The 18,153-nt window shown below is 65.5% G+C and carries 19 protein-coding genes and 1 other RNA gene; 8 read left to right on the forward strand and 12 right to left on the reverse strand.

The features are described 5' to 3' along the window. Nucleotides 1-59: 59 nt before the first annotated feature. The 8 genes from IVB41_RS04390 to IVB41_RS04425 form a co-directional block, all read right to left on the reverse strand. Nucleotides 60-1,013: a sugar kinase gene (locus IVB41_RS04390; RefSeq protein WP_247427144.1), complete on the reverse strand. Its 954-nt coding sequence runs from the start codon at nt 1,011-1,013 to the stop codon at nt 60-62. Between the two features lie 6 nt (nt 1,014-1,019). Next, nucleotides 1,020-1,958, reverse strand: a complete 939-nt coding sequence (gene nudC, locus IVB41_RS04395) for an NAD(+) diphosphatase (protein ID WP_027565808.1) — start codon at nt 1,956-1,958, stop codon at nt 1,020-1,022. A gap of 11 nt (nt 1,959-1,969) precedes the next feature. Beyond that, entirely contained in the window at nt 1,970-2,389 is a 420-nt protein-coding gene (locus IVB41_RS04400) for an HIT domain-containing protein (protein WP_027565807.1), read from the reverse strand. Nucleotides 2,390-2,642: 253 nt separating this feature from the next. Continuing rightward, the gene (locus IVB41_RS04405; RefSeq protein ID WP_027565806.1) at nt 2,643-3,770 is read right to left on the reverse strand and encodes a muconate cycloisomerase family protein; all 1,128 of its coding nucleotides are present in this window, start codon (nt 3,768-3,770) and stop codon (nt 2,643-2,645) included. After that, the gene (locus IVB41_RS04410) at nt 3,767-4,522 is read right to left on the reverse strand and encodes an SDR family NAD(P)-dependent oxidoreductase (protein ID WP_247427147.1); all 756 of its coding nucleotides are present in this window, start codon (nt 4,520-4,522) and stop codon (nt 3,767-3,769) included. Before IVB41_RS04410 ends, IVB41_RS04405 begins: the two co-directional genes overlap by 4 nt. Continuing rightward, on the reverse strand, nt 4,522-5,316 hold the full coding sequence (locus tag IVB41_RS04415) for an amino acid ABC transporter ATP-binding protein (protein WP_276576668.1): 795 nt from the start codon (nt 5,314-5,316) through the stop codon (nt 4,522-4,524). The genes IVB41_RS04410 and IVB41_RS04415 overlap by 1 nt, the downstream gene beginning before the upstream one ends. Then, on the reverse strand, nt 5,313-5,975 hold the full coding sequence (locus tag IVB41_RS04420; protein WP_247285426.1) for an amino acid ABC transporter permease: 663 nt from the start codon (nt 5,973-5,975) through the stop codon (nt 5,313-5,315). The genes IVB41_RS04415 and IVB41_RS04420 overlap by 4 nt, the downstream gene beginning before the upstream one ends. A 140-nt stretch (nt 5,976-6,115) precedes the next feature. Further along, on the reverse strand, nt 6,116-6,961 hold the full coding sequence (locus tag IVB41_RS04425; RefSeq protein WP_247427150.1) for a transporter substrate-binding domain-containing protein: 846 nt from the start codon (nt 6,959-6,961) through the stop codon (nt 6,116-6,118). A gap of 193 nt (nt 6,962-7,154) precedes the next feature. Between IVB41_RS04425 and ffs the strand changes: the two genes are divergently transcribed. The 5 genes from ffs (at nt 7,155) to IVB41_RS04450 (ending at nt 10,587) form a co-directional block, all read left to right on the forward strand. Beyond that, nucleotides 7,155-7,251, forward strand: an RNA gene (gene ffs, locus IVB41_RS04430) — signal recognition particle sRNA small type. Between the two features lie 95 nt (nt 7,252-7,346). Continuing rightward, nucleotides 7,347-9,164 carry a DNA polymerase III subunit gamma/tau gene (locus IVB41_RS04435; RefSeq protein WP_247427154.1) on the forward strand — a complete coding sequence of 606 codons (1,818 nt, stop codon included), beginning with the start codon at nt 7,347-7,349 and terminating at the stop codon, nt 9,162-9,164. 25 nt (nt 9,165-9,189) lie between these two features. Beyond that, a complete protein-coding gene (locus tag IVB41_RS04440) occupies nt 9,190-9,519 on the forward strand; it encodes a YbaB/EbfC family nucleoid-associated protein (RefSeq protein WP_007597704.1) in 330 nt (109 codons plus the stop codon). Between the two features lies 1 nt (nt 9,520). After that, nucleotides 9,521-10,123: a recombination mediator RecR gene (gene recR, locus IVB41_RS04445; protein ID WP_007604678.1), complete on the forward strand. Its 603-nt coding sequence runs from the start codon at nt 9,521-9,523 to the stop codon at nt 10,121-10,123. A 26-nt stretch (nt 10,124-10,149) separates the two neighbouring features. Beyond that, a complete protein-coding gene (locus IVB41_RS04450) occupies nt 10,150-10,587 on the forward strand; it encodes a hypothetical protein (protein WP_027565800.1) in 438 nt (145 codons plus the stop codon). A 129-nt stretch (nt 10,588-10,716) separates the two neighbouring features. Here the strand turns inward: IVB41_RS04450 and IVB41_RS04455 are convergent, their stop codons facing one another. Together IVB41_RS04455 and IVB41_RS04460 are read right to left on the reverse strand one after the other, a co-directional pair. Next, complete coding sequence (locus IVB41_RS04455; RefSeq protein WP_247407228.1) at nt 10,717-12,081, reverse strand: AmpG family muropeptide MFS transporter; 1,365 nt, start codon at nt 12,079-12,081, stop codon at nt 10,717-10,719. Between the two features lie 142 nt (nt 12,082-12,223). Beyond that, nucleotides 12,224-13,423: a DNA recombination protein RmuC gene (locus IVB41_RS04460; RefSeq protein ID WP_247357676.1), complete on the reverse strand. Its 1,200-nt coding sequence runs from the start codon at nt 13,421-13,423 to the stop codon at nt 12,224-12,226. Nucleotides 13,424-13,594: 171 nt separating this feature from the next. Between IVB41_RS04460 and def the strand changes: the two genes are divergently transcribed. The 3 genes from def (at nt 13,595) to truA (ending at nt 16,035) form a co-directional block, all read left to right on the forward strand. Continuing rightward, the gene (def, locus tag IVB41_RS04465; protein WP_027565796.1) at nt 13,595-14,119 is read left to right on the forward strand and encodes a peptide deformylase; all 525 of its coding nucleotides are present in this window, start codon (nt 13,595-13,597) and stop codon (nt 14,117-14,119) included. A 134-nt stretch (nt 14,120-14,253) separates the two neighbouring features. Then, the gene (fmt, locus tag IVB41_RS04470; RefSeq protein WP_247427158.1) at nt 14,254-15,177 is read left to right on the forward strand and encodes a methionyl-tRNA formyltransferase; all 924 of its coding nucleotides are present in this window, start codon (nt 14,254-14,256) and stop codon (nt 15,175-15,177) included. Nucleotides 15,178-15,297: 120 nt separating this feature from the next. Next, nucleotides 15,298-16,035, forward strand: coding sequence for a tRNA pseudouridine(38-40) synthase TruA (gene truA / locus IVB41_RS04475; RefSeq protein ID WP_247429001.1), 738 nt, complete (start codon nt 15,298-15,300; stop codon nt 16,033-16,035). 164 nt (nt 16,036-16,199) lie between these two features. On the opposite strand, the gene dapE is transcribed toward truA, so the two are convergent. Together dapE and IVB41_RS04485 are read right to left on the reverse strand one after the other, a co-directional pair. After that, nucleotides 16,200-17,378 (reverse strand): succinyl-diaminopimelate desuccinylase, encoded by a 1,179-nt coding sequence (gene dapE, locus IVB41_RS04480; protein WP_247427161.1) that lies wholly within the window; start codon nt 17,376-17,378, stop codon nt 16,200-16,202. Further along, a complete protein-coding gene (locus IVB41_RS04485) occupies nt 17,375-18,028 on the reverse strand; it encodes a DUF805 domain-containing protein (RefSeq protein ID WP_247427165.1) in 654 nt (217 codons plus the stop codon). Before IVB41_RS04485 ends, dapE begins: the two co-directional genes overlap by 4 nt. Between the last annotated feature and the right edge of the window lie 125 nt (nt 18,029-18,153).

An 18,153-nucleotide genomic window follows, 5' to 3' on the forward strand; every position in this document is an offset into this window, starting at 1 on the left:
CTTTGTTCCATATCGATGGTCGATTTCCCTGATATAGAGAAAATCTTTCTATAGCAAGTCTATAATCTCGGCATCCGCTCAAGCGTCGCCGCCGGCGACATGTTCAAAAACTCTTCGACTTCAATACGTTGCGGGGCAGCCAGGCCACCGCCGTGGCGGGTGCATTTCAGCGCCGCGGCGGCCGCGGCGAATTGCAGCGCCTGCCGCACGCCGCCGCCTTCGGCGAGGCGAAGCGTGAAGGCGCCATGGAAGACGTCGCCGGCGCCGAGCGTATCGACGGCCTGAACCGGGAAGGCCGGCGTCTGCTCCAGTTCGCCGCTCTCGTTCAGCCAGATCGTGCCGCGCGGGCCGCGGGTCGCGGCGAGGAAGGCGGGCGTGAGCGCGGCCAGGCGCTGCAACGCCTCGCCGTCGTCGGCGATGCCGGCGGTCTCCTGCACCTGTTCGCTGGCGAACAGCAGGTGCGAGGCGGCCGTGAGCGGGCCGTCCTGCAACGACATCGCGCGATCGACGCCGACGATGACGGCAATGCCGCGCCGGCGTGCCTCAGTGCAGAGATCCGTGCAGAACGATGCGCAGCGGCTCTCGACGAGGACCGCCTGACAATCGGCGAGCAGCTTGTCGGCGTCCGGCAGCTGCACGGTGGATAACGCGGGATCGCGATAGATGGTGAGCGTTCGTTCGCCCGAGGGCTCGATCATGATCGCCGACACCGGCGTCTTGAGCCCCGGCATGCGGACGATGTGCGTGGTCTCGATAGCCTCAGCTTCCATCCGCTCGAGAATGAAGCCGCTCGACGTCTCCTGCGCATCGCCCATCGGACCTGCGAACGAGACGCGGCCGCCGAGCCGCGCGATGGCGATCGCGGCATTGAGCGCATTGCCGCCGCAGATCTCCGCGAGATGGCTGGCATTCGCCTTGCTGCCGCGCGCGGGCACGGCCTCGACACGAAAGGTCAGGTCGCGCACGGGAATGCCGATGCAGAGGATGCGCGGCGCGATCACAGAGTGCGCCATCGGCGGTCAGCTCTTGTCGTGCACCCAGCGGCCGAGCAGGTGATGCGCAATCGCAAACGGGTGCGGGCCGGCGAGCCCGTCGGGATGCGTTCGCGTCAGCATCAGAGCGGCCTCCTCACGCGTGAACCAGCGCGCATCCTCCAGCTCGGAGTGATCGACGACGATGTCCTCGCTCACGGCCCGCGCGCTGCAGCCGATCATCAGCGACGACGGATAGGGCCAGGGCTGGGTCATATAATATTGTACGTCGGTGCAGCGAATCCCGGATTCTTCGAGGATCTCGCGGCGCACCGCGTCCTCGATGGTTTCGGCCGCCTCGACGAAGCCGGCGAGACACGAATACATCCCCGGCGGAAACTGCTTCTGGCGGCCGAGCAGGCATTTGTCGCCGGCGGCGACGTGCATGATCACGACAGGGTCGGTGCGCGGGAAATGCTCGGCCTTGCAACTGGGGCACTCCCGCTTCCAGCCGCCTTCCTTCATCCCGGTACGCGTGCCGCAATTGGCGCAATAGCCGTGGCGCTGATGCCAGCTCACCATCGACTTCGCCATCGCGATCGCCGACAGCTCCTGCGGCGGCACCGCGCCCTGCATCGCCATGCCGCGCAGCTCACTGAGGGCGTAGTCTTCACGCCCGATCAGCTTCTCGGACGCGGCCTGCGACAGGCCCATCCCGAATATCGCGGCGCCGTCGCGCAAGCCTAAGAAGATCGTGCCGGGATTGGCGCCGCATTTCAGCGCCTCGTCGATTCCGAGCAGCGCGCGCACTTTTTCGCCCTCGCGCTTCACCAGCAGCGAGTCGCGGTAGACCACATAGGCGCGCGAGGCCGGCTTCTGCTCCAGCGCGAACAGCTTTTCGTCATCGCGGCGCAGATGCGCGGCACGGTCGAGAATGTTGGTGACGAAGGCCGGCTGCCCCAGCGGAAACGAGTCGAATGCTGACATGTCTTGTTCTTTCAACCCAACCAGATTTTGCGGCGAAGCGCGCTGATGAAAGTCTGCACCTCTGTGGCGTCGTGCGCCAAGGGCTGCATCACGCCCCAGACCGGCCGCGGCCAGGCGGCGTCACTGGTGCGGCGCGCGATGATGTGCACGTGAAGCTGCGGCACGAGGTTGCCGAGTGCCGCGATGTTGAGTTTGTCGCATCTGGTGATCTCCTTCAGCGCACGCGAGACGCGGGAGATCTCCGTCATCAATTGCGCCTGCTGCACCTCGTCGAGATCAATGATCTCGACCGCATCCGCGCGTCGCGGCACCAGCAGCAGCCACGGATAATGCGCGTCCTTGATGACCAATACCTTGGACAGCGGCAAATCGCCGATGTCGATGGTGTCCTCTTTCAGACGGGAGTGCAGCGACCAGGCGGGTTCGGACATATGCGTATCCAGATTGCCCGATGGGGTCGGGCGCGTTTGGCCGGACCATACGATACGGAGTTTGATTGGGGAAGGATGAGCCTCCGCAGGGGCCGCATGCACCCTTGTCGTCCCGGTGAAGGCCGGGACCCATACCGCGAGGTCTATCGTTTGCGGTTGGTGCTAATCCCGAACGACCAATCTTCACAAAACATCCCCCTGTGGTTATGGGTCCCGGCCTTCGCCGGGACGACAGCGAATGTGTGGCGACGTCTTACCCCTCCGCAAGCATGCGCGCATTGGCGCGGACCGAGGCTTCGCTGACGCGAATGCCGAGGCCGGGGCCGTCCGGCACCACGACGTGGCCGCCGCGATTGGCGACGCGCTCTTCCAGCACGTCCTCGGTCAGCACGTGGTGCGGCATGTAGAATTCGCAGCCGAGCGAGATTCCCGGCGTCGCCGCGATCAGCTGCGTCCCGGCGGCGAGCCCGATGCCGCCCTCCCACAGCGTGCCGCCATAGCCCGGCAGGCCGGCGATGTCGGCGATCGCCATGATCGCCTGCGCCTCGAATAGGCCGCCGGCCTTCATCAGCTTGATCGAGACGGCATCTGCCGCCTCGCGGCGCACCACCTCCATCATGTCGCGGCGGTCGAAGCAGCTTTCGTCCGCGAGCACCGGCGTTTCCAGCGCCGCGGTGAGCTGCGCCATCACGTCGAGAAATTTGCGCGGCACCGGCTGCTCGATGAAAGTCGGCGCGAACTGCTCGACGTCGCGCAGGATCTTGATGGCGCCGAACGGCGCCAGCGCCTGGTTGTAGTCGACGCGAAGGTCGACCTTGTCGCCGAACTCCTTGCGGATCGCCGCGAGATGATCGAGGTCCTCGCGATGCGGCTTCACGCCGGTCTTGACCTTGTAGATGACATTGCCGTCCGGAATCATCTTCCGCATGCGTTCGAGATCGGCGGCGAAATCGGGATCGGCGATCGAGAACGACAGCGGGATCGTGTCGCGCACGCGGCCGCCGAGCAGGTCGGCGACCGACAATCCCGACGACTTGCCGACGATGTCGAGCAGCGCCATTTCGATCGCGACCTTGGCTTCGGCATGTCCGACCAGCGCGCGATCGAGCTCGGCCATCAGCGCGCGGATGCGGCGCACCGGTTTGCCGAGCACGATTGGCCGCAAATAGATGTCGAGCGCGGAGAAGGCCGCTTCCGGCGTTCCCGTGAACACTTCCCACGGTGCCGCCTCGCCCCAGCCGATCACGCCGTCGCTCGACGTCAGTTCGAGCAGCACGCGCTTCACCGTGCCCTTGACATTGCCGACGCCTTGCAGGCGCGCCATCTTGATCGGGCTTTCGATCAGGAACAGCCTGATGCGTTCGACGGTTGCTTCGGTCATGTCAGGCCTCCATTGACGTGCCAGACTTGGCCGGTGACGTAGGATGCTTTCGGGGAGGCCAGGAAAGCGATGATCTCGGCGACCTCTTCCGGCCGCCCGCGGCGACCCATCGGGATCAGCGCCTCGGTCGCGGCGATCTGTTCGGGTGACAGCCGGCTTTCGCTGGGCCTGTCCTTGACGACAAGGCCCGGCGCGACGGCGTTGACGGTGATGCCCTCCTTGGCGAGTTCGACTGCGGTGAGGCGCACCAGCGCTTCGAGCGCGGAGCGGCTCGCGGCCGTCGCTGCGAAGGGCGCGAACTCCGGCCGGATCGCGTGCGCAACGAACGACGACACTGCCACGATCCGCGAATCCTGCTCCGCACGGAGCAGCGGGAGCGCCGCGTCCACCAACCGTGTGAACGCCAGCGCCGATTCGTCCATCGCCTTGCGGAACTGATCCGCCGGCGTACCGATCGCGCTGCCGCGGCGGGCATGGCCGCCGACCAGGATCAATCCATCGAGTCGGCCGAAGGCGCTTTGTGTAGCGGCGATGGCGTCGGTGACCGCGGCCTCCTCGGCGAGGTCGCCGAGGCATTTCGCGACGATCGCGCCTTGCGCTTCGGCTTCCGCCGCGGTGGCGTCGAGGCCGGCTGCGTTGGAGCGCGTGTGCAGCAGCAGCGCGGTGCCGGGCCCCGCGAGCAGTTTTGCAGTGGCGCGGCCGATGCCGCTGGCGGCGCCGGTGATGAGATAGACGCGATTGATTTCGGACATCACGATGCTGCGTTGGCCGGCGGCAATGCGCCGGTTCGGTGGAAATGGCTGAGGAAGGCGCGCGTCGCGGCTTCCTGCGGATGATCGATGACCTGCCGCGCCGGGCCCTCCTCGACCACGAGGCCGTCGCGCATGAAGATCAGACGGCCGGCGACTTCGCGGGCAAAGGTGATCTCGTGGGTCACGATCACCATGGTCATGCCCTCCGACGCCAGCTGCTGAATCACGGCGAGCACCTCGCCGACAAGCTCGGGATCGAGCGCGGAGGTGGCCTCGTCGAACAGCATCACGTCCGGCTCCATGGCGAGCGCCCGCGCAATCGCGACGCGCTGCTTCTGTCCGCCGGAGAGCGTTGCCGGATATTGGTCGGCCTTCTCTGCAAGGCCCACTTTCGCGAGTTGGGCCCGCGCCAGCTTCTCCGCGTCAGCCCTCACCATGCGCCGCACGGTGACCGGTCCCTCCATCACGTTCTGGAGCGTCGTCATGTGCGGGAACAGATTGAAATGCTGAAACACCATGCCGGTGGTGGCGCGGAATTTTGCCAGCGTCTTCACATCGGGGAGCTTTGTGCCTTCTCCGAAAGCAAAGCGCGTGTCGCCGACGCGAACGCTGCCGCCGTCGGGCGTCACCAGGAGGTTGATACAGCGGAGCAGCGTCGACTTGCCGGAGCCGGACGGGCCGATCAGCGCCACGACACCGCCCTTGGCGACGTCCAGGCTGATGCTCTTCAAAACCTCGTTGCTGCCAAAGCTTTTACGCAAGCCACGGATCTCGATTTTCGACATCTCGCTCATTCGCCGACCGCCAGTCGCTTCTCGCCGCGCCGGACCATGATGGTCAGGGGAATCAGGATGGCCGCATACGCGACCGCGACGGCGGTGTAGGTTTCCAGCGGACGGTAGCTGTCATGGGCGGCGACCTGGCTCTGATAGACCAGGTCAGGCACCGCCAGCACCGAGACCAGCGAGGTGTTCTTGAACTGGATGATCGACTGGTTCATCAGTGCCGGGATCATGCGCTTGATCGCCTGCGGCAGCACGATGCGCCGCATGCTCTGTCCCGGAGTCATGCCGAGCGCGGCGCCGGCTTCGGACTGGCCGCGGTCGATCGAGATGATGCCGCCGCGGATGATCTCCGAATAGAACGAGCCGCCATAGAGCGAGAGCGCGAGCGCCGAGGCGGTGATCGGCGTCATCTCGACACCGGCCAGGATCGGCAGCGCGTAATAGAACCAGATCAGCTGCACCAGGATCGGCGTGCAGCGGAACGCCTCGATGAAGGTGAGCGCGATCAGGCGCACCGCGCGAAAGCGCGACAGGGTGCCGAACGCGCCGAACAGGCCGAAGACGAGCCCGAGCACCACGATGACCACGGTGAAACCGACGGTGACGCCGAGCCCGTTGAGAAAGAGCCAGCGATAGCTCCAGAGGATGCCGAAGTCCCACTGATACATGCGTGCTTAACTCATACCCGAAACTTGTCGTCATGCCCGGGCTTGTCCCGGGCATCCACGTTCTTGGTGGCGCGGGTCAGACGTGGATGGCCGGGACAAGCCCGGCCATGACGTGCGGAGCCTCAGGCGCTCATCACACCTTACAACGATACGCCCGGCGGGATGTCCGCCTCGGTCACGCCCACCAGCTCCATGTTGGTGATGATCGCGTTCCGGATGAAGCCGAGGCCCTTGTTGAAGTCGATCCAGGTGTTGACGTAGTCGCGCCAGGTCTTGTCGGTCTCGCGGCGGAAGCCGGCGTTCGACGTGGTGGCGAAGATCGGCGTCGGCAGCACGAACTGGCCGAGCGAGGGATTCTTCTTCAACACCGTCAGCGACAGCATGGTGATCAGGCACTGTGCGTCGACGCGGCCGGTCTGGAGCGCGGCGGTGGCGTCGTCGGCGGACTTCAGCCGCGAGATCTGCGCCTTCGGCGTCAGGCGGCTGACGACCTGGTCGTGCGAGGAGCCCTGGTCGACCGCGATCTTGACGTCGGGCGAGTTCAGCTCGGCCCAGCTCTTCGGCTTGAAGTCCTTCTTGCAGAGGATGCCGAAGGCGTTGTTGAAGACCGGCACCGAGAAGTCGACCACCAGCGCGCGCTTCGGGGTCGGGTTGAGGCCGAAGAAGATGTCGATCTTGTTGGACTGCAGGTCGAGCACCGAATTGCCCCAAGTGGTCTCGGTGATCTCGAACTCGGCCTCCATGTCCTCGGCAAGCGCCTTGGCGATGTCGACGTAAAATCCCTTCCACTGGCCGGTCGAAAGATCCTTCATGTAATAGGGCGCGCCGCCGCCGACCGCGCCGATCCGCATCTTCTTGGTGCGGCGGATGCGGGCGAAGGTCGATTCGTTGGTATCGGCGGTCTGCGCCACGGCCGGGGAGGCCAGCGTCGCCGCAGCCATCGCGCCAAGTCCGACAATCGAAGCAACATCACGACGTGTAACCATTGGGATCAATCGCTTTTCTGTTGGAAGGAGTTCCGGCAGCGTTCTTACCAAGGCGCCTCCGGCAGTGAAAGCACAGCCTATCGGCTGGGCAGGCCGGGAATTGCCCGGATGCTGGGCAAACCACCATGAAGCCCAGCCTGTTCAAGCGGATACCCGCTTGCTTTCCGGTCCTTTTGGCCCCAAATAGGGACCGGGAGATTGGCGGTGGACGAGCCACTCGCCAACCGGGTCAGGTCCGGAAGGAAGCAGCCCTAACGAGGTCCGGATCGGGTCGCTCGTCAGTCTCCTACCTGTTTTTCCGAGCGAATTGCGCCGGCGGCTCGGGCCGCCAGCGCGCTCCTTTCCGCAAAAGCCGGCCGAAAGACACTTCATTGCGGATCGACCGATGACCGACGCTGGCGCCCCTCCCAACCCTGACAGCGCCGGCCAGGCCAGCACGCCCTACCGGGTGCTGGCGCGGAAATACCGTCCCTCCAGCTTCGACGATCTGATCGGCCAGGAGGCCGTGGTCCGCACCGTCTCCAATGCGTTCGAGACTGGCCGCATTCCGCAGGCCTGGATTCTCACCGGCGTTCGCGGGGTCGGCAAGACCACCACCGCGCGCATCCTTGCCCGTGCGCTCAACTACGAGATGCCGGATGGCTCGGTGAAGGGCCCGACGGTCCAGATGCCGACGCTCGGCGTGCATTGCCAGGCGATCATGGAAAGCCGGCACATGGACGTGCTGGAGATGGACGCGGCCTCGCATACCGGCGTCGACGACGTCCGTCAGATCAATGACAGCGTCCGCTACGCGCCGGCCAGCGCCCGCTACAAGGTCTACATCATCGACGAAGTCCACATGCTGTCGACGGCGGCGTTCAACGCCTTCCTGAAGACGCTGGAGGAACCGCCGGAGCACGCCAAGTTCGTGTTCGCCACGACGGAGATCCGCAAGGTTCCGGTGACCGTGCTGTCGCGCTGCCAGCGTTTTGACCTGCGCCGCGTCGAGGCCGACGTCCTGATGAAGCATCTCGCCAGCATCGCGGCCAAGGAAAACGTCGAGATCGAGCCTGAAGCACTCGGCATCATCGCGCGCGCCGCCGAAGGCTCGGTGCGCGATTCGCTCTCGCTGCTCGATCAGGCCATCGCGCATGCGGCAGGCACCGTGAAGGCCGATGCCGTCAGGCAGATGCTGGGGCTCGCCGACCGCACCCGTGTCATCGATCTTTTCGATTCTCTGGCGCGTGGCGACATCGCGTCCGCGTTCAGGGAGTTCCGCGACCAGTACGACGTCGGCGCCGATCCGATCGTGGTGCTCTCGGATCTTGCCGAGTTCGTCAATTTCGTCACCCGCGTGAAGATCGTGCCGGCGACCGCCGACAACGTCGCCTATGGCGAGACCGAGCGCGTACGCGCACGGGATTTCGCCTCGAAGATCTCGATGCGCGTGCTGTCGCGGATGTGGCAGATGCTGCTCAAGGGCATCACCGAGGTGCAGGCCGCGACGCGGCCCGCGGCAGCCGCCGAGATGGTGCTGGTGCGCATCGCCTATGTTGCCGACCTGCCGACGCCGGACGAAGCGATCAAGATGCTGGAGCAGAACGGCGGCGGTTCGCCGGTCGTGAGCGGCGGCAGTGCCGCGCGCAACGCGCCGGCGGGGCCGGTGGCGTCCGCAGCGCCAGTTCGCATGCCGACATCGTCACCGTCCTCGTTCGGCGGCGGCGGTGCCCGTCCGCAGATGGCAACGCCCGCGCCGGATCCGCAAGCTGCCGCGCCCGTGTTGCGCGTCACGAGCTTCACCCAGCTCGTTGCGCTGGCCGGGCAGAAGCGCGACCTCCTCACCAAGGGCGCGCTCGAAGGCGACATGCGCCTCGTTCGTTTCGAGGAGGGCCGGCTGGAAGTTGCGCTCGAGCCCAACGCCTCCAAGACCATGATTTCCGATCTCGCGCGCAAATTCGAGCTCTGGACCGGGCGCCGTTGGACCGTGATCGTCTCCAACGAGCCGGGCCAGCCGACGCTGCGCTCGGTGAGCCAGGCGGCCAAGCAGGAACATGCGCGCACCGCCGAGGCCGATCCGCGCGTGCGCGAGGTGCTGTCGCGTTTTCCGGGCGCGAAGGTCGTCGAGGTCCGCAGGCTTGCCCCCGAGGCGCCGGAATCCGATATTAACGCCGACTACGGCAGTGACGATCCGCCCGACGGTTCCGACGGCGACGATCTCTAGAGCCAATTTTCCAAGGACAGCACCGATGGTCGATATTTTCGGCATGATGAAGCAGGCGCAGCAGCTGCAATCCAAGATGCAGGAGATGCAGGACCAGCTCGCCAACGTCGAGGTCGAGGGCATCTCCGGCGGCGGTCTCGTCGCTGTGCGCATGACCGCGAAGATGGACGTCAAGGGCGTCAAGATCGATCCTTCGCTGATGAAGGCGGAAGAGCGCGAGGTGCTCGAGGATCTGCTTGTCACCGCGTTCGGCGAGGCCCGCCGCAAGGCGGAAGCCGCCATGCAGGAGAAGATGCAGTCGCTCACCGGCGGGCTCGGCTTGCCGCCGGGGCTGTCGGGGCTGTTCGGCCAGTAATATGGGCGCTGTTGCGGGTCCTGAGATCGAGCGGCTGGTCCAGCTTCTCGCGCGGCTGCCGGGCCTCGGCCCGCGCTCGGCGCGGCGCGCGGCGCTGCATCTGATCAAGAAGCGCGAAGCGCTGATGATGCCGCTGTCCTCGGCCATGCAGGTCGCGCTTGAGAAGGTCCAGGTCTGCAAGACCTGCGGCAACATCGACACGCAAAGTCCCTGCACAGTCTGCACCGATCCGCGGCGCGATCCCTCGATCATCGTCGTCGTCGCCGATGTTGCCGATCTCTGGGCGCTGGAGCGGGCCAATGCCACTCAAGGGCGTTATCACGTGCTGGGCGCGACATTGTCGCCGCTCGACGGCGTCGGCCCGCAGGACCTCACCATCGAGGCGCTGGTCGCGCGCGCGCATGAGGCACAGGTGCATGAGGTCATTCTGGCGCTGAATGCCACCGTCGACGGCCAGACCACGGCACACTACATCACCGACCTGCTTCAGGACGCCAACGTAAAAGTAACCCGGCTCGCCCATGGTGTGCCGGTCGGCGGCGAGCTTGATTATCTCGATGAAGGTACGCTATCGGCCGCGATGCGGCAGCGCACCCTGTTCTAGACATCCAGACTTACGGAACGGACGACATGACGAAACTTTTCGCCACACGATGGGCTTTGGTTGCGACGATGGCGATGCTGGCGACGCCGGCTATCTCCGCGCAGCAGGACGACGGGGCTCCGCCGCCGTCGAAGCCCGGCAAGCCGATCAACGCCGGCGAGGTGCTCTCGGGCGAGCTGAACACGATGAAAGTGCGCGACGTCAAGAACGTCGGCAAGCGGGTTGCGACCTACCAGATCACCTCCGAGCCGCGCCGGCTGCCGCCACCGAACGGGTTGTGCAATCTCGAGACCGGCCCCGAAACCTTCCAGCTCGTTCCCAGCGGCGATGCGCAGGCCGCACAGCTGAAGACGTTCGCCGGCAAGGAGATCTCGGTCAAGGTCGACGAAGTCGCCTGCGCCAGCGACCCCGGCCAGATGAGCGAGGCCGTGATCACGAAGTGGAGCCTGATCAAGAAGCAGTAGAGGCGATTCGCTCTGCTCTCTCCGTCGTCATTGCGAGGAGCACTTGCGACGAAGCAATCCAGACCGTCTCCGCGGCGGCAGTCTGGATTGCTTCGCTTCGCTCGCAATGACGAAGGTGAGAGAGCCGGTCTAAACCCTCACCGGCCCCAGCGCATCAAAATGCCCGCGCTTCTGCAGCCAGGCCAGCAGCACCAGGCTTGGGATCGCCACCAGCATGCAGATCACGAAGAACAGCGGCCAGCCAGTCGTATCAGCCACGAAGCCGGCGCCTGACGAGAGATAGGTCCGCCCTACCGCGGCAAGAGCGGTGAGCAGCGCATATTGCGTCGCCGTGTGCAGCGGGTTCTGGCAGAGCGCCGAAAGATAGGCGACGAAGATCACCGTGCCGATCGCGCTGGTGAAGTTCTCACAAGTGATGGCGAAGGCGAGCGCCCATTGGCTGGTGCCGACGAAGGCCAGCCAGGAGAAGGAGAGATTCGCGAGCGCCTGCACCACGCCGCCGATCCAGAGGCTGGTCGCAAGCGAATAGCGCCGTGCGACGAAGCCGCCGGCAAAGCCGCCGATCAGCGTCGCAGCAAGGCCCACGCCCTTCACGATCGCCGCATAGTCGTTGCGGGAGAAGCCGAGGTCGATCACGAACGGCGCGGTCATCGTGCCGGAGAAGGCGTCGGTGAACTTGAACAGCACGACGAAGGCGAGTGCCGCAAGCGCGTCCTTGCGCGTCAGGAATTCCGAGAAGGCTCCGACCGCCGCGTGCAGCACGCGCGCGAACGCGGTTTGCGTCTGCGTCGCGGCTTCCGCCCGCACCGACTGCTCGGGCTCGGTCGCGACCAGCGCCGTGATCGTCCCGATCAGCACCATCGCCGCCATCACCACATAGCCCCACATCCAGGCGGACGTGCGGGTGATGCCGGTGCTCTCGAAGCCCGAGACGATGAACAGCGCGCCGGCGGTCGAGACCAGCATGCCGATGCGATAGGCCGCGACATAGGACGCCATGCCGGCAGCCTGCTCGCTTTCCGGCAGGCTCTCGACACGGAAGGCGTCGACCACGATGTCCTGCGTCGACGAGGCCGTCGCCACCAGCAATGCGCCGAGCGCGACGTAGAACGGCGAGCGCGCGGGATCGGTCAGCGCCAGCAGCAGGATGGCGACGATCAGCAGCAATTGCGAGAACAGCAGCCAGCCGCGCCGCCGCCCGAACGCGCGCGTGAACAGCGGCACATGCATCGCATCCACCAGCGGCGCCCACAGGAATTTCAGCGTGTAGGGCGTGCCGACCAGCGCAAACAGCCCGATGGTCTTGAGATCGACGCCCGATTCCCGCATCCACACCAGCAGCGTCGAGCCCGACAGCGCCAACGGCAGCCCGGACGAGAAGCCGAGGAACAGCACGATCAGCACCCGCGGCTGCAGGTAAACGGCAAGGCTGTCACGCCAGGAGGTGGGGGCCGTGCCGGGGCCGGCAGGCGAGGTCGCGTCGGGTGCGGTCATGGGGTGGTGTTAGCAGATTCTGGCGGCGCTGCCTCGGCCGCAAAACTCGTCATGCCCGGGCTTGTCCCGGGCATCCACGTTCTCGGTGTCGCTGAAAAAGGTCGTGGATGGCCGGGACAAGCCCGGCCATGACGACACGGGCTCATTCCCCCGCCTGGAGCTTCCGCGGGAACAGTTCGGCAGCGCCGGTCGCTACGAGATGCGGCGCTTCCGGCGCATCGCTCTTGCTGAAATCGAGCTCCTCGATGCGCCCGGCGCGTTTCTCGATCTTGTCGGCGGAGATCAGCACCTGCCGCACGTCCTCGTTCGCGTCGGCAAAATGCTTCTGGAGCTTCAGCACGCGATCGCGCAGGCGGCCGAGGTCGTCGCCGAGCTTGATCACCTCGGTGCGGATCTGGTCGGCGGCGTCGCGCATGCGCGCGTCCTTCATGATCTGCTGCATCACCTGGATCGCCAGCATCAAAAGCGACGGCGACACCAGCACGACACGGGCGCGATACGCCTTCTGGATGACGTCGTCGAAACCGTCGTGGATCTCGGCGTAGACCGATTCCGACGGCACGAACATCAGCGCCATGTCCTGGGTCTCGCCGGCGACGAGATATTTCTCGGCGATGTCGCTGACATGCTTCATGACGTCGCCGCGCAGCCGCTGCGTGGCGATGCGCTTCTCCTCGTCGGTGCGCGCGTCATGCAGCGCGGTCATCGCTTCCAGCGGAAACTTCGCGTCGATGCAGAGTGGCCGCTGGTCGGGCAGGAACACGACGCAGTCCGGACGCTTGCCGGTCGAGAGCGTGAACTGGAACTCGTAGGCGCCCTTCGGCAGACCATCCTGGACGATCGCTTCCATCCGCGCCTGACCGAAGGCGCCGCGCGACTGCTTGTTGGCGAGCACATCGCGCAGGGTCGTCACCTGCGTGGTGAGGTCGGTGAGGTTCTTGTGCGCGCTGTCGATGATGCCGAGCCGCTCGTGCAGCGCGCGCAGGCTCTCCATGGTGTTGCGGGTGGTGTGCTCCATGGACTGGCCGACGCGGTGGGTCACCGAATCCAGCCGCTCGTTGACCGCGCGTGCCATGTCGGCCTGGCGGCCGGCCAGCGTCTGGGTCATGGCGTCGACCCGCCCCGAAGCCTCGCTCTGGGCATGCAGCATCTGGCTGATGCGCTCCTCGAGTTCGTCGGCGCGGATGGCGTTGGCCATCGCGAGTTCCGCCCCGCGCCGCCCGGAGCGCGCGATCACGACGGCGATCACCACCATCAGGATGAGGACCAGGGCACCGAAGCCGATCAGCGCGTCCACGGTGCGCACCGGCCAGTCGCCGAGCATGAAAATGATCTCGTTCATGCCCCTGCTTTTAGCCGATTCGCTCGGCGGCACGAACGAATAGCGAACATTTAGTATAAATGCCCCGTTAATTTTTATGGTTAACGAAACCCGAAGTTTTATGGTTAGCGGAGGGTTAACGGGGTTCCCGGCCGCATTGACCGCATCGAACGCGCGGCTTAAATCGCGGCCATGGCCCTCAGAGAAATCATCATACTGCCCGACAAGCAGCTGCGTCTGGTCTCCAAGCCGATCGAGAAGGTCACGCCGGAGATACGAAAGCTTGCCGACGACATGTTCGAGACCATGTACGACGCGCCCGGCATCGGGCTCGCGGCGATTCAGATCGCGCGGCCGTTGCGGCTGATCACCATGGACCTCGCCAAGCCCGACCAGGACGGCGAGACCAAGCCCGAGCCGCGCGTCTTCATCAATCCGGAAATCATCGCCTCCTCGGAGGACCTGTCGGTCTACGAGGAAGGCTGCCTCTCGATCCCCGAATATTACGAGGAGGTCGAGCGTCCCGCGAAGGTGCGGGTGCGCTACACCGATCTCGACGGCAAGGTGCACGAGGAGGACGCCGAAGGCCTCTACGCCACCTGCATCCAGCACGAGATCGACCATCTCAACGGCGTGCTGTTTGTCGACTATCTGTCAAAACTCAAGCGCGACCGCGTGCTGAAGAAGTTCGAGAAAGCCGCCAAGCGCGCGGAGTGAGCCGGGTTCTCTCTCGTCGTCATGGCCGGGCTTGACCCGGCCATCCACGCCTTGCTTGCTTTGTCGCCAAGACCGTGGATGCCCGGGACAAGCTCGGGCATGACGGAGAAACAAGCCTTACCGAGCGCCGCCACATGCCCCTCCGCCTGATCTTCATGGGCACGCCCGATTTCTCCGTGCCGACGCTGCTCGAGCTCGTCGCGCACGGCCACGAGATCGCGGCCGTGTATACGCGCGCGCCCAAGCCCGGCGGCCGGCGTGGCCTGCAATTGCAGCCGACCCCGGTGGAAGAGGCCGCGCGAAAGCTTGGCGTGCCGGTGCTGACGCCGAAGACGTTGAAAACGCCGGAGGCGCTGGAAGAATTCCGCGCCTTCGACGCCGATGCCGCCGTCGTCGTCGCCTATGGCATGATCCTGCCGCAGGCGATCCTCGATGCGCCAAAGCTCGGCTGCTACAATCTGCACGCCTCGCTGCTGCCACGCTGGCGCGGTGCGGCTCCCATCAACCGCGCGATCATGGCCGGCGATGCCGAGAGCGGCGTGATGGTGATGAAGATGGATGTCGGCCTGGACACCGGTGACGTCGCCATGGCCGAGCGTCTCGCGATCACGGACAATATGACGGCGCTCGATCTGCACGATCGTCTGTCCCGGCTCGGTGCCGATCTGATGGTGCGCGCCATGGCCGCGCTCGACCGCGGCGGGCTCCAGCTCAAAAAGCAGAGCGAGGACGGCGTCACCTATGCCGCCAAGATCGACAAAGCCGAAGCGCGGATCGACTGGACCAGGCCCGCGCGGGAGGTGCTGCGTCATATCCACGGACTGTCGCCGTTTCCCGGCGCCTGGGCCGAGCTTGAGAATGCGCGGGTCAAGATCCTGCGTTGCGAGCTGGCGAAAGGCGCGGGCGCACCCGGTGAGGTGCTCGACGATCACCTCACCATCGCCTGCGGCGAGGGTGCAATCCGTCTGATCGAGCTCCAGCGCGAAGGCAAGGCACGCATGCAGGCCGCGGATTTCCTGCGCGGCGTGCCGTTGAAGACTGGCGCCAAATTCACCTGACGCTGTCATACCCCGCGAAGGCGGGGTATCCAGTACGCCGAGGCTTCTCGGTCGGACGGATAGGCTGCGGAGTACTGGATCGCCCGGTCGAGCCGGGCGATGACAGCGAAACTGGACAAGATGCCCCGCTACAAGCTCATCATTGAATATGACGGCGCACCGTTCTTCGGCTGGCAGGTGCAGGAGACGCTGCCCTCGGTGCAAGGCGCGCTGGAAGCGGCGGTGAAGGCGATGACCGGCGCGGATGCGCGCGTGCACGGCGCCGGGCGCACCGATGCCGGCGTGCACGCGCGCGGCCAGGTCGCGCATGTCGACATCGAGAAACAGTTTCCACCCGGCCGTTTTCGCGACGGGCTCAATGCGCATTTGCGCCCGCATCCGATCGCCGTGCTCGAGGCGGACGTCGTGCCTCATAGTTTCGAAGCGCGCTTCTCGGCCGTGAAGCGCCACTACCGCTACCGCATCGTCAACACCCGCGCCAATCTCGCGCTCGATGCCGGCCACGCCTGGCGCGTGCCGCGTCGGCTCGATGCCGAGGCCATGCATGCGGCGGCACAGCGCCTGCTCGGCAAGCACGATTTCACCACCTTTCGCGACACCGAGTGTCAGGCCAAATCGCCGGACAAGACGCTCGATCAGCTCGACGTGCTGCGCGACGGGCGCGAGATCATTATTCTCACCTCGGCGCGCTCGTTTCTGCACAGTCAGGTGCGCTCCATGGTGGGGTCGCTGATGTGGGTCGGTGAGGGCCGCTGGACCGCCGACGATCTCTCCGCAGCGCTCGCCGCCCGCAACCGCGCCGCCTGCGGCATCGTCGCTCCGCCGGACGGGCTGTATCTGATGCAGGTAGATTATTAGAGCGCGAGGCTGGAAACTCTCGCCACGCCCACCACTGTCATTCCCCGCGAAAGCGGGGAATCCAGTACGCCGCGGCCCCTCGGATCAATCACTGCTGTCTCGAATTACTGGATCGCCCGGTCAAGCCGGGCGATGACAGCGGAGTTTGGGCAGGCAATCGCGCCCTACCCAAAATACCTCGCCAAAATCCCGCGATACACCTTGGTTAGCTGCTCCAGATCCTGAACCGGCACGCGTTCGTCGACCTGGTGCATGGTCTGGCCGACCAGGCCGAATTCGATCACCGGGCAATAGCTCGAGATGAAGCGCGCATCCGAGGTGCCGCCTGAGGTCGACAGCTCCGGCTTGCGGCCCGTCACCTCCTCGATCGCGGACACCGCGAGTTCGGTGAATGGTCCGGGCTTGGTCACGAACACGTTCGAGTTTGAGGGCTCCCAGACGATGCGGGCGCGGATGCGGTTGCCGCAGGCTTTTGTCAGCCGCGTCTCGACCAGTTCGCGCAGGCTCGCCTGGGTGTGGTTGTCGTTGTAGCGGATGTTGAATTTTGCGCGGGCTTGTCCCGGGATGACGTTGTTGGCGGTGTTGCCGACGTCGACCGAGGTGAATTCGAGATTGGAGGCCTGGAACTGCGCGCTGCCATGGTCGAGCGGCTCGTCGGAGATGGCCACGATCAGCCGCGAGATATCAGGCACCGGATTGGCGGCGCGGTGCGGATAGGCGACATGGCCCTGCACCCCGTCGACATACAGCGTGCCGGATTGCGAGCCGCGGCGGCCGACCTTGATGGTGTCGCCGAGCGTCTCGACATTCGAGGGCTCGCCGAGCACGCAATGGTCGAATTTCTCGCCGCGCTCCGCCGCCCACTTCAGCAGCTTGATGGTACCGTTGATGGAGACGTCTTCCTCGTCGCCGGTGATCAGGAACGAGATCGAACCCGAGCCCGATTTTTGGCCGTCGCTGCGCGGCTTGCCGTCGTTCGCGGCGAGATGCTCCAGCACCGCGGCGACCGAGCAGGCGATGCCGCCCTTCATGTCGACCGCGCCGCGGCCATGCAGAAAGCCGTCTTTCACCTCGCCCGAGAACGCGCCGACGCTCCAGGCGCTCTCGTCGCCAGGCGGCACCACGTCGGTGTGGCCGGCAAAGGTGATGTGCGGCCCGTCAGCGCCGATCCGCGCATAGAGGTTGTCGACGTCGGCGGTGCCGGGCTCGCTGAAGGTCACGCGGTGGCATGTGAAGCCTGCCGCATTGAGGGCTTGTTCGAGCACGCCCAGCGCACCGGCATCGGCCGGGGTTACCGAGGGGCAGCGGATGAGATCGCGGGCAATCGAGAGAGCATCGGTCATGCGCCCCGCTTAACATGCATGCCGCCGGGTGGGCTAGCACTGGGCGGGACAAATTCGATCTCGCTCTGCTGGTCCCAGCTTTTCGCCGCAGGCGGGGCGGGCGCCGAGTCATCTTCAACGTCGGCCAGTGGATCGGGGCCGAACCGGTTGTCCCCGGAGGTGCCGGGCACAATGAACATTTCCACGAGGCCCCAAAACCACGGAATGTGCACGGCCCAGGCGAGGGCAAGAGCCCAGTTTGATTGGGTCGGCAGCAGGTCCGAGAACTGGTCGAACAACGCGGGCACGACGAAGAACGGAACCAGCCACCAGCCGCTCCGGTCGCGATCGTGCAGCCGCTTGGTCGCGGTCGCGAGATAGATCCACAGGAATAGCGAGCTGCCGAGCACCTTGAGGATGAGGGTCGCGCGATCGGCCGTTGCCAGCAGACGATAGGCCCTGGGATCGACCACGTTGAAGATGTCGTCGACACCGAAATCGAAGTCGAGCTTGAAGTTGAAGGCGAAAGTTGCGGCCCCATTCAGCACCTTGATGGCCTGGTCGATCATCCCGAGCATGCAGGCCAGCACCATGACGATCAGCAGCGCCTGCCACAGCAAGGCGCGGTTGATGCGGCCGTCGAAGCGGAAGAGATACCAGGTCCAGTCCATGCCAAAGGCTCCGGGCGGGAGAGGTCGCCCGGATGTTGGTCGCGGTGGGGGGAGGGTGGGTTCGACGGAGCTGCCAGACCCGTCATCCTGAGGTGCGAGGCCTGCGGTGCAGAGCACCGCAGGGG

The sequence above is a fragment of the Bradyrhizobium sp. 44 genome, from assembly GCF_023073095.1.
Lineage (GTDB): Bacteria > Pseudomonadota > Alphaproteobacteria > Rhizobiales > Xanthobacteraceae > Bradyrhizobium.